Source organism: Paenibacillus sp. FSL W8-0426 (assembly GCF_037969725.1).
Lineage (GTDB): Bacteria > Bacillota > Bacilli > Paenibacillales > Paenibacillaceae > Paenibacillus > Paenibacillus hubeiensis.
This window is the reverse complement of record NZ_CP150203.1, coordinates 126876-137500: the sequence shown is the minus strand read 5'-3', so window position 1 is coordinate 137500 and position 10625 is coordinate 126876. Positions and strand designations below refer to the sequence as shown.

Sequence of the window (10625 nt, the reverse complement as noted above, 5' to 3'; positions counted from 1 at the left end):
TAATTTCTTCTTTAATAAAATAACGAAGAGCGCAAGCAGCGATAACACCAATATGCTGCCCAATATCATCGTCTTCATACAAATCCCCCCCATCCGGATTAAATCCTGATTTATTCAGACGCTCATTTCCCTATCCACTCTTAAAGGTCCATTGACCCCGGCTTGTTTAGCCCTCTTTAAGTGGATCTGGTATTTCCGCTCCGCAGCCTCAAGAACAAAGATCGCATAATCAATCTCATCTTCCCCCTGCGCTTCCTCGAACTGTCTTACCGCACGTTCCCATTCCGCTTTAGCCCGTTCAATATCCAGATAGATCCTTGCCGCCTCTTCTTCTCTTTTGAGATATTCATGTTTCTCGCCGGTTGAACCCTTTTTCCCAAACCATCTCATAAGCCTCTCCTCCTGATCTACCTTGATACATTCATACATATCAGCAGATGGACAAACTTAGAACCGATTTGAGCATTCTTAATGACCCTTTCTAATATTTTACTAAACAAAAAAGAGAGCCTTGCGGCTCTCTCCACCCCCATAATCAGACACAGGGCTGTTATTCCTTGTGAAACGCCTTCAAACCCGGATTAACCCCAAGCTAAAGCAACCAAGGGGGGCTTACCGAATCTCTCTTCTTCCTTCCAACGCCTTGGACAGTGTAACCTCGTCCGCGTATTCCAGGTCTCCCCCCACAGGTAACCCATGAGCTATACGGGTGACGGTGATCTCGAACGGGCGAACAAGACGGGAAATATACATCGCCGTCGCTTCTCCTTCAATGTTCGGGTTCGTAGCCAGTATAAGCTCCTTGACCCGTTCATCGCTAAGACGGACCAAAAGTTCCTTTAACCGAATGTCGTCAGGCCCAACCCCCTCCATCGGCGATATGGCCCCCTGCAGCACATGATAATATCCGTCAAATTCCTTCGTCCGCTCCATGGCCACGAGATCCTTGGAATCCTGAACCACACAGATGACCGATCCATCCCTGGATTTGTCCTGGCATATCCGGCACGGATCTGTATCCGTAATATTGCAACACACGGAACAGTAGTGAAGATTGCGCTTCACACTGACCAACGCTTTAGCAAAATCAATAACATCGTCTTCCTTCATGTTCAACACATGAAATGCTAATCGAGCAGCCGTTTTGGGGCCAATCCCCGGCAATCGGGTAAAGGCATCAATCAGCTTCGATATCGGTTCGGGATAATACAATCGCGCGAGTCTCCTTTGGCAGGATCAATTTCAATTAAAACAATCCCGGAATTTTCATGCCGCCAGTGAATTTGCCCATATCCTGGTTGGCAAGTTCGTCAGCTTTGCTCAGTGCATCGTTCACAGCCGTCATCACGAGATCTTGCAGCATTTCGACGTCGTCCGGATCTACCGCTTCAGGTTTGATCGTAACAGAGAGCAATTTTTTGTGTCCGTTCACTTCTGCCGTAACCACGCCGCCTCCGGAAGTACCTTGAACCGTTTTGTCGCCCAGTTCTTCCTGCGCTTTCAGCATTTGTTCCTGCATTTTCTTCACTTGCTTCATCATTTGGTTCATGTTATTCATCTGTAATCATCTCCTTAATAAAATGATATTGCATTGACAACAAGACATTGCGACATTATTCCTTAATAATGACCAAGTCTTCCCCAAAGAGCTGAATAGCCTCGTCAATCCACGGCTGCTTGCCTCCCGAGCCTCCATCCTCATGTTCGGGTTCGAGCTTAAATTCCTCCTTCGGGGACTCAACAGCTCCCTCTATGACGCCATTCCAATCCTTCAGCATCATGGTTACGAGACGCATCGGACGTCCTATTTGTTCCGCAAGCACCCGTTCAATCACTTCGCGATTCGCCTGTTTCTCGGTCGTTTCCCGGTGAATGTTGTTTTTAAACGCAACCAGAACGTTGTCTTCCAGCACTGACACCGGCTCGCCATCCATAAACCAGGCATGAACGGTAACCTTTTCTTCCTTCACTCGCTGCAATATTTGCCCCCAACGCTTGCTGACATCCGCAAATTCCGGCGACCCTTTCCGTGCCACATACTGATCCAGATGCGACGGAAGTTTGGCAGGTGCGTTGCCTCTGGACACAGGAGCACGCGTCGCAGGACGCGAAGGACCACTAGAAGCAGCCTCGCCTCCACTCAACCCGGCTTTAAGCGCTCGATCAAGTTTCTTCTCAAGCTCCGATACCTGCTGTTTCAAACGCTGGATTTCCCCATGATCGCCAGGCATGGAAGCAGATTGCGCAGAAACGCCCGCCGCCGCTTCGCCATCCGACCCTTGTTGACCAGGAATGCTGCACAGCTTCAACAAAGCCACCTCGAATAACGTTTGCGGTTGAACAGCGTACTTCATCTCGCTCTGATAGCGGTTAAGCGTATCAATCATCTGAAACAGTTGCCCTTTGGTAAAGGCTTCGGCCATTTCCCGGAACGACTCCGGGTGAAGCACGCGATCCGTCAGCTTGTCGGCATCCGGTACCATTTTGATCATAAGCAAGTCGCGGAAATAATACAGCAGGTTCTCCATGCATTTATCGGCACTTTTACCCTCATGCATGAAGCCCTCGATCATCTGTAAAATATGACCGACATCGCCCTTGAGCAAAGAAGCTGCAAGTTTGGCAAACTGTTCCGAGGGAATTCCGCCGGTCATATCCATAACCTTCTGATAAGTCACCTTGCCGTCGGTGAAGGAAGAGATCTGGTCGAGCACGCTAAGTGCATCCCTCATCCCGCCATCAGAAAGTCGAGCAATATACTGGAGGGCATCCCTGTCGGCTTGCATGCCTTCCTGTTCACAGATCAGCTCAAGCCGGTCAGTCTGCTCATCCAGCGACACCCTGCGAAAATCGAATCGCTGACAACGCGATATGATCGTCGCAGGAAGGCGATGCGGCTCGGTTGTAGCCAAAATAAACATCACATGCGGAGGCGGCTCCTCCAATGTTTTCAACAAAGCATTGAAAGCTTCTGTCGTCAACATGTGCACTTCATCAATAATATAGACCTTCTGGCGAACCTCGGTCGGAGCATATTTAACCTTCTCCCTCAGATCGCGAATTTCCTCAACGCCGCGGTTGGACGCAGCATCAATCTCCTGCACGTCCATAACTGAGCCGGAAGTAATTCTGCGGCAGGCCTCGCACTCGTTGCAAGGCTCGGGCGCAGGGCCGCGTTCGCAGTTTACAGCCTTCGCCATAATTTTGGCGGCACTCGTTTTACCGGTTCCCCGGGGCCCACTAAACAAATAAGCATGGGAAGTCCGCTGCTCACGAATCGCGTTCTGCAGGGTCTGAATAATATGCTGTTGTCCCACCATATCCTGAAACGACTGGGGGCGCCACGCCCGATATAACGCGATATGCTCCATGATGCGTTACCTTCCTTCCACTTCGCATTCGAGTCTCTTGTCGTTCCCCCATTATACTATATTCCGGGGTGAATCCAAACTCCATCTGACTCAATCTCGCATCCTTTTTTGGTAAAATAAAAAGACCTCTGCATGTCATATCTGCAAAGATCTCTGAAATATCATCGTAAGCCGTGCACCTGTTATTGATAATTGCGATCCAAGTGGCACCCCTGAACGAAAGCTCAGGCTAGGCAACCCTTCGGCACAAGAGTGGTCTCACTTATGGCTGCTTCCTTCCGGACCTGACCAGGTTCATGAGTACTCATTGCGAAGGACCCAACCGTCAACGCCCCATTCAGGGACCAAACCTCACATCGACAATACCTCTAACAGGAATTCAACCTCGCTATAGCGGATTGCGAGTAACAGGGCACCGCTACCTCCCCATCTAGCACGGTAAGAAATAGTATAGCGTAACCTCATCGAAAATGCAACCAATCTGCAATGGGAAGTGTCACCATCTCTCGTGCACACAAGCCATTACAACAAAAAAACCCCTGCCGCTAGGGCAGAGGTGTTTTGCAAAGCAATGCTCAGACCGTTCATAACGAATGGCTGAATTAGATGCCGTATTTTTTCTTGAAACGATCCACACGGCCGCCTGCATCGATAAACTTCTGTTTACCAGTGAAGTGCGGATGGCACGCGGAGCAAATCTCTACACGCAGTTCGTCTTTAACAGAGCCTGCTTCAAAAGTGTTACCGCAAGCGCAAGTTACGTTTACTACAGTGTATTTAGGATGAATTGCTGCTTTCATTTCCTTTCACCTCTTTCCGCCCTGAGCCTCAAGCGGACCCAGAGTAAATGAAACAACTTTGACGATTATAACACGGGACATTCCGACTTGCAATTGTTATTACAAGGGGGTAATCAACCGCTTCGGCCGCGCCATGCCCACCGGCGGAACATGCGTATAAGATCCGATGACGACGTCCGGAAGCTCCTGTTCAAAGATCTCAAGCGCCTGTTTCATGCCAAGGATATCTCCTTGAGCGGGCGGGATCAGTTCCAGGTAACTTTCAGGATCAATGTTCAGGTTACGCATCTGGATCAGGCGCAGATTTGTTCTGCGGGCGAATTCGATCATCGCCTCAATCTCTTCCTCGCGGTCTGTTACTCCCGGGAAGATGAGATAGTTAATCGACGTATACACTCCTTGGTCAGACGCATATTTTAGCGATTTTTCCACATTGGCCAGCGTGTACCCGCGCGGTTTGTAATATGCATTATAATGATCATCCAGCGCACTGATCGTGCTTACTCGCATCAAATCAAGCCCGGCATCAACAATGCCGCGGATATGGTCGCTCAAACCAGCATTGGTGTTGATGTTAATGTAGCCCATATCCGTAATGGATCGAACCTCGCGAATCGCCTCAATGATCAATTTGGCTTGAGTGGAAGGCTCTCCCTCACACCCCTGTCCAAAACTGATGATCGATTCCGGCGTCTTGAGATGTTCCAGCATGACCTCAACGATTTCTTCCACGCGCGGGCGGAAATTCATGCGTGTCTGAGGGGATACAAAACCGCTGTCATCCGGCTGCTCGGAAATACACCCGAAACAACCCGCATTACAGGAATACGAAACAGGTACCCCACCTTCCCAACGATTCAAAAACGTATTGGATGATGTCAGACACTCATAACCGAGGGCACAATTGGACAAATGCGTATACAGCCGGTTTTCGGGATACTTCTCGGTCAGGCGCTTCACGCCGCTTCGTACATCATCGCGATCACAGTTCAGCGGATTCCACTGGTCCGGCTGGTCGGACATCCGGGCCGTCACGTAGAAACCATCTTCTTTCCATACAACCGCCGAATATCCAAACAGCGGCAGCTTGTATTCCTTATCCGTCTTCACATAACCAGGCAGACAGAGACGCGTAAAGCCTTGTGGCAGAAGCGCGCCTACGGCCTGGGTGTCCTTCGGCAACGGCAGCATTTCTCCAGTCTCCGGATCCATCCCGATCGGACGAGTGCTTGGCAATCCCACAAGCGTCGCGCCCTCGGGCAACGGAATCAACTCGTCCTCCATAATTTCCACGATCATATCTCCGCTGCGGGCGAGCCCGAACAACGAAGGATGATCAAAAACATTACCTTGTTCATCTGCGTACACTAAATACATGATGTTCTCCTTACATCTAATGGGTTAATCCTCGCGTCGGGGTCAACGTCCGAAGAAAGATGGCCCGCAGCCGGGCCAATGCTGATGGCTGGCAAAACTAGGTTGTTGTCGCAGAGGTTGCGGCCTGTCTTGTAGACCGGCGAGTTGTCGTCGTTCCCGAGTTGCTCGTCGGGCTGCTTCCCGCCGTATCGAAAGCGGCCAAAAACTCGGTGTTCGTTTTACTATTGCGCAACTTTTTCAGGAAGCTTTCAACAAAATCATGAGAGTCGTTCATGTTTTTGCGGATCGACCAGATTGTATCGAGTTCTTCTTTGGTCAGCAGCACTTCTTCGCGGCGCGTTCCCGATCTGCGAATGTCGATGGCCGGGAAAATGCGGCGTTCCGCCAAACGGCGATCCAGATGCAGCTCCATGTTCCCCGTACCTTTAAATTCTTCATAAATGATGTCATCCATACGCGAACCGGTATCGATGAGGGCCGTAGCCAGAATGGTCAAGCTGCCGCCCTCCTCCACATTCCGCGCTGAACCGAAGAAACGCTTCGGACGATGGAATGCAGCGGGGTCGATACCACCGGAAAGCGTTCGTCCGGAAGGCGGAATAACCAGGTTGTACGCACGCGCTAGACGCGTGATACTGTCCAAAAGGATAACCACATCCTTTTTCGCCTCAACCAAGCGCAGGGCCCGTTCAAGCACCAATTCCGCAACCTTGATATGGTTCTCCGGCAATTCGTCAAACGTAGAAGCCACAACCTCACCTTTGACAGAACGGGACATATCCGTCACTTCCTCCGGGCGTTCGTCAATCAATAGCACAAAGAGTTCAATGTCGGGATTATTGGTTGAAATGCTATTCGCGATCTCTTTGAGCAGAAGTGTTTTACCCGCTTTGGGAGGTGCCACGATCAATCCGCGCTGTCCCAGACCTACTGGCGCTAGCAAATCCATGATTCGGGTAGACAAATGGTTGGGGGATGTTTCGAGAACCAGCTTTTTTTGCGGATACAATGGGGTTAGCGCCGGGAAATGAAGTCTTTCCGCAGCAGCCGAGGGGTTCTCGCCATTGACGGCGTTCACTTGCAGCAATCCGAAATAACGTTCGTTTTCCTTGGGCGTTCTGCATTTTCCGGATACAAGATCGCCGGTTCTCAGGTCAAACTTGCGAATCTGCGAAGCGGAGATATAGATGTCTTCTGTGCTCGGCAGGTAATTGATCGGTCTAAGGAACCCGTAACCTTCCGGGAGAATCTCCAGCACGCCTTCCATGAACATTAATCCGCTCTGTTCCGCCTGTGCGCGCAAAATCGCAAAAATCAGTTCCTTCTTTTTAAGTTGGCCGTAGTATGGAATTTGATATTTTTTGGCCAGTTTGTAAAGATCCGTAAGCTTCATTTCTTCCAAATCGGAGATCTGTAGATCCATATAATAACCACCTATTCAATTAATAAGTCCGTGAAATGGATAGTTTTTCTTGATATTCCGGCAAGCGAGCCCAGCACTCTCTCCTGCTGCACTCTCTTCTGTCCATTGTACGGAATGTAACCGTTATATTGCAAATCGTTGTCCTAGAATGTAAGTTTTCCGAGCGGGGTATTCAAGATTCCGCTGTCGGTAGTGAGTGAACAAATTCATGAGGCGATTGATCCGGGTGACCAGCGATGAAGTGAAGTTCAAACAAACCGGGGTACGGGGAATGGAATACAAGCTGTTGGAATGAGCAAACTGAAGTTCAGCTCAAAAAAAGACCCTCCGGATAAGGAGACCAAACCATATCCACTTACTCCGGAGAGACTGAGAACTCTATTAGTATAGGTTAACCCAGTTGTCTAAAAGATATGCAGTTAAACGAGAAAAAACACTTTGTCGACAAGATTCCATCACAAAAAGAGACATGCCGACATTGAGCAGGCTGTTTCCCTTGCCAATCAGGAGTCGAATCAAATCGTTTCACGCCATACGTCAGCGCCCAACATCCGCAGATTGGTTACAAGGTGATCGTAACCCCGATCAATCAACTCTACGCCCGTCACCTCGGTTACACCTTCCTTAACGGTAAGTCCAGCGATAACCAGAGCAGCTCCGGCGCGGAGGTCGGCCGCCTTGACCTTGGCAGCGTTCAGTTCCCCGCCTTCAATAATGGCCGAACGTCCCTCCACTCGAATTTTGGCTCCCATACGAACCAGCTCGGGAACATGCTTGAAGCGATTGCTGTAAACGAAATCGCTAAGCACGCTTACGCCGCTGGCTTGGGTAAGCACACTTGTCATTGGAGATTGCAGATCCGTCGGAAAACCGGGGTACACCAACGCCTTCACGTCAACATGACTATAGGACGGGCGCCCGATGACACGAATGCTCTCATCCATTTCCTCGATGCTCACACCCATTTCCAGCAATTTGGCCGTTAAAGCCTCCAAATGTTTGGGAATAACATTATCGATCAGTACGTCCCCACGCGTTGCTGCAGCAGCAATCATATAGGTTCCTGCCTGAATGCGGTCGGGAATAATGGAATGGCGGCACCCTCTCAGGGATGGAACGCCTTCTATGCGAATCGTCTCGGTTCCAGCGCCTTTTATGCTGGCACCCATGGAATTCAAAAGTGTTGCTACATCTATAATCTCAGGCTCTTTGGCCGCATTTTCAATAATTGTGGAACCTTTGGCACGAGTGGCTGCCAACATAATGTTAATGGTTGCGCCAACACTGCTTACGTCGAGGTAAATCTTTGCACCGCGCAGTTCTTTGGCGTGCAGATGGATGGAGCCATGCTCGTTGGTCACAGTCGCTCCCAACGCTTCAAAACCTTTGATATGTTGATCAATCGGACGAGGCTCGAAATTACAGCCTCCAGGCAAACCGATGGTTGCCTCTTTAAAACGCCCAAGCAGCGCTCCCATCATATAATAAGAAGCTCGAAGCTTTTTCACGGGACCGTTAGGCATGGGGATGGATTTAATATCGGAAGGATCGATCTTCATCTGATTGCCTTCCCAAGATACACGTGCCCCAAGTTCCTCCAAAATTTCCGCATAAACTGCCACATCGCTCAAAAGCGGCAGGTTGTCCAGCACGACTTCCGACTCGGCAAGCAATGCTGCAGGAATAAGCGCAATGGCGCTGTTCTTGGCGCCACTAATAGTCACAGTCCCCTGCAACGGGCGTCCGCCACTAATCATCAATTTTTCCATAAAGCTTAAAGTCCCCCTACGTGTTTTGCGGCCGATGAACGGCAATTCATGCTGACGGCTTTCGGTGTGAAACGGGCGTTAAAATGGAAAGACACCGGCTAGGCGGTGTTCTTTCCACTTGTACCCATATGGAGCTGCAAAAAAGCAAATTAAGCTTTGTTGTTGGAACCAAACTCACGGATTTTGCCAATAACCGTTGCTTTGATCGCGTCGCGACCTGGAACGATGTATTTGCGCGGATCGTAAGCATCCGGCTTCGCTGCAAGCACTTCGCGAACCGCTTTAGTGAATGCAATTTGGTTTTCAGTGTTTACGTTGATTTTGGAAGTACCCAAGGAAATCGCTTTGTCGATATCATGTTTAGGGATACCAGTACCGCCATGCAGAACGAGCGGCAGTTTAACAGCATTACAGATTTCTTCCATCTCTTTGAAGCCCAGGTTTGGTTCGCCTTGGTATGGACCGTGAACGGAACCCAGAGCCGGAGCCAAAGTGTCGATGCCTGTTTCTTTGACGATACGGATACATTCGTTCAGGTCAGCATATTGGATGCCGCCGATTACGTCATCTTCTTGTCCGCCCACAGTACCTACTTCAGCTTCAACGGAAACGCCTTTAGCGTGTGCATATTCAACGACTTTTTTCGTCATTTCGATGTTTTCGTCGATTGGGTGATGGGAACCATCGATCATAACGGAAGTGAAGCCGGCATCGATTGCTTCTTTACATTTATCAAAGCTGGAACCGTGGTCCAGATGAATAGCAACTTCAACCGTGATTTTCATATCGTGAATGAGTCCTTCTACCATTTTCACTACAGTGTAGAAGCCGCCCATGTGACGCGCTGCACCTTCGGATACACCGAGAATTACAGGAGATTTTTCTTCTTCTGCAGCTGCGAGAATCGCTTGCGTCCACTCCAGGTTGTTGATGTTGTATTGACCAACAGCATACTTTCCTTCGAGTGCTTTGTTCAACATGTTTGTCATAGAAACTAATGGCATGGTTTCAATCCTCCTAGGGGTTTGGGTTGTGTCTATGGTTTTTAGCCGAATCACATACGGGCTTATTATACCACATCCCGTGTCAAATACTAAACAAGCATTTGCAAAAATGCTGTGCTATGCAGCACAGTTTTCATAGACAACGCATAACGGGCTCCCCATATCCAATATTCCCCTGCCATCTGTTCGCAATACCCCTTTTACGACCTGCCTGTATCAAGCCGCCTCCAACAACCGAAAGCATGACAAAAAAATCCTGCTGGACACAGGACTCAACTGCATTTACCAGCCGTATCGCTGCGGAGCTGCATATTGACCGCCACCCGCATTTCATCAATGTCAAACGGTTTCGTAAAATGCATCAATGCCCCCAGATCGGTCGCTTCCTTGATCATATCCAATTCCCCGTAAGCAGTCATCATAATCACCTTGATGCTCGAATCGATCTCCTTGATGTGTTTTAAAATCTCCAGCCCGTCCATGCCCGGAATCTTCATATCAAGCAACACCAGATCAGGTTTGTCATTTTTGACAATCTCCAAAGCGACTTTGCCGTTCGGTGCCTGAAAGGTGTTATATCCCTCGCTGCTGAACACTTCCATTAACAGAATTCGAATCCCATTTTGGTCATCAACAATTAAGACTTTTTTGTTTTCCACGGATTAAACCTCCTACAATTAGGAAAAGCATGTACGCAATCGAGAACTGGATAACTATCCCATAGTCGACATGATAAGTATTCTACTTCGTGCAACGAAATCCTGCCTGATGGAAAAATCTTGGGCTGTAGAAAAGTAACCCCGCCCCCCCAGGTACTGCCTCTACCTCAATTAACCTTTGTTAAACGAACCGGAATTGTTTTTCTTCATGCACTAACTCCA

At 49.2% G+C, this 10625-nt stretch carries 11 protein-coding genes and 1 other RNA gene (1 of these 12 only partly in view); all 12 read right to left on the bottom strand.

Annotated elements, in window-relative coordinates; all coding sequences use genetic code 11:
* Positions 1–78, bottom strand: partial view of a pro-sigmaK processing inhibitor BofA family protein gene (locus tag MKY59_RS00650; protein WP_236421513.1) — the beginning only. It extends 192 nt beyond the left edge of the window; 78 of the gene's 270 nt are visible here — the first part of the coding sequence; its start codon is at positions 76–78; the stop codon falls past the left edge of the window.
* Between the two features lie 36 nt (positions 79–114).
* Positions 115–390, bottom strand: a complete 276-nt coding sequence (locus MKY59_RS00645; RefSeq protein WP_236421512.1) for a DUF2508 family protein — start codon at positions 388–390, stop codon at positions 115–117.
* Positions 391–612: 222 nt separating this feature from the next.
* On the bottom strand, positions 613–1212 hold the full coding sequence (recR, locus tag MKY59_RS00640; RefSeq protein ID WP_236421511.1) for a recombination mediator RecR: 600 nt from the start codon (positions 1210–1212) through the stop codon (positions 613–615).
* A gap of 34 nt (positions 1213–1246) precedes the next feature.
* The gene (locus MKY59_RS00635) at positions 1247–1558 is read right to left on the bottom strand and encodes a YbaB/EbfC family nucleoid-associated protein (RefSeq protein WP_236421510.1); all 312 of its coding nucleotides are present in this window, start codon (positions 1556–1558) and stop codon (positions 1247–1249) included.
* Positions 1559–1613: 55 nt separating this feature from the next.
* The gene (dnaX, locus tag MKY59_RS00630) at positions 1614–3371 is read right to left on the bottom strand and encodes a DNA polymerase III subunit gamma/tau (protein WP_236421509.1); all 1758 of its coding nucleotides are present in this window, start codon (positions 3369–3371) and stop codon (positions 1614–1616) included.
* A gap of 171 nt (positions 3372–3542) precedes the next feature.
* An RNA gene (gene ffs, locus MKY59_RS00625) (signal recognition particle sRNA large type) lies at positions 3543–3810 on the bottom strand.
* Between the two features lie 163 nt (positions 3811–3973).
* Positions 3974–4171: a 50S ribosomal protein L31 gene (rpmE, locus tag MKY59_RS00620; protein WP_236421508.1), complete on the bottom strand. Its 198-nt coding sequence runs from the start codon at positions 4169–4171 to the stop codon at positions 3974–3976.
* A gap of 99 nt (positions 4172–4270) precedes the next feature.
* On the bottom strand, positions 4271–5548 hold the full coding sequence (locus MKY59_RS00615) for a radical SAM protein (protein ID WP_339275510.1): 1278 nt from the start codon (positions 5546–5548) through the stop codon (positions 4271–4273).
* A 97-nt stretch (positions 5549–5645) separates the two neighbouring features.
* On the bottom strand, positions 5646–6971 hold the full coding sequence (gene rho, locus MKY59_RS00610) for a transcription termination factor Rho (protein ID WP_236421506.1): 1326 nt from the start codon (positions 6969–6971) through the stop codon (positions 5646–5648).
* Between the two features lie 515 nt (positions 6972–7486).
* Positions 7487–8740, bottom strand: a complete 1254-nt coding sequence (locus tag MKY59_RS00605; protein WP_236421505.1) for a UDP-N-acetylglucosamine 1-carboxyvinyltransferase — start codon at positions 8738–8740, stop codon at positions 7487–7489.
* Between the two features lie 149 nt (positions 8741–8889).
* Positions 8890–9744, bottom strand: coding sequence for a class II fructose-1,6-bisphosphate aldolase (gene fba / locus MKY59_RS00600; RefSeq protein ID WP_236421504.1), 855 nt, complete (start codon positions 9742–9744; stop codon positions 8890–8892).
* Between the two features lie 272 nt (positions 9745–10016).
* Positions 10017–10403: a response regulator gene (locus MKY59_RS00595; RefSeq protein WP_290371514.1), complete on the bottom strand. Its 387-nt coding sequence runs from the start codon at positions 10401–10403 to the stop codon at positions 10017–10019.
* Positions 10404–10625: the final 222 nt, after the last annotated feature.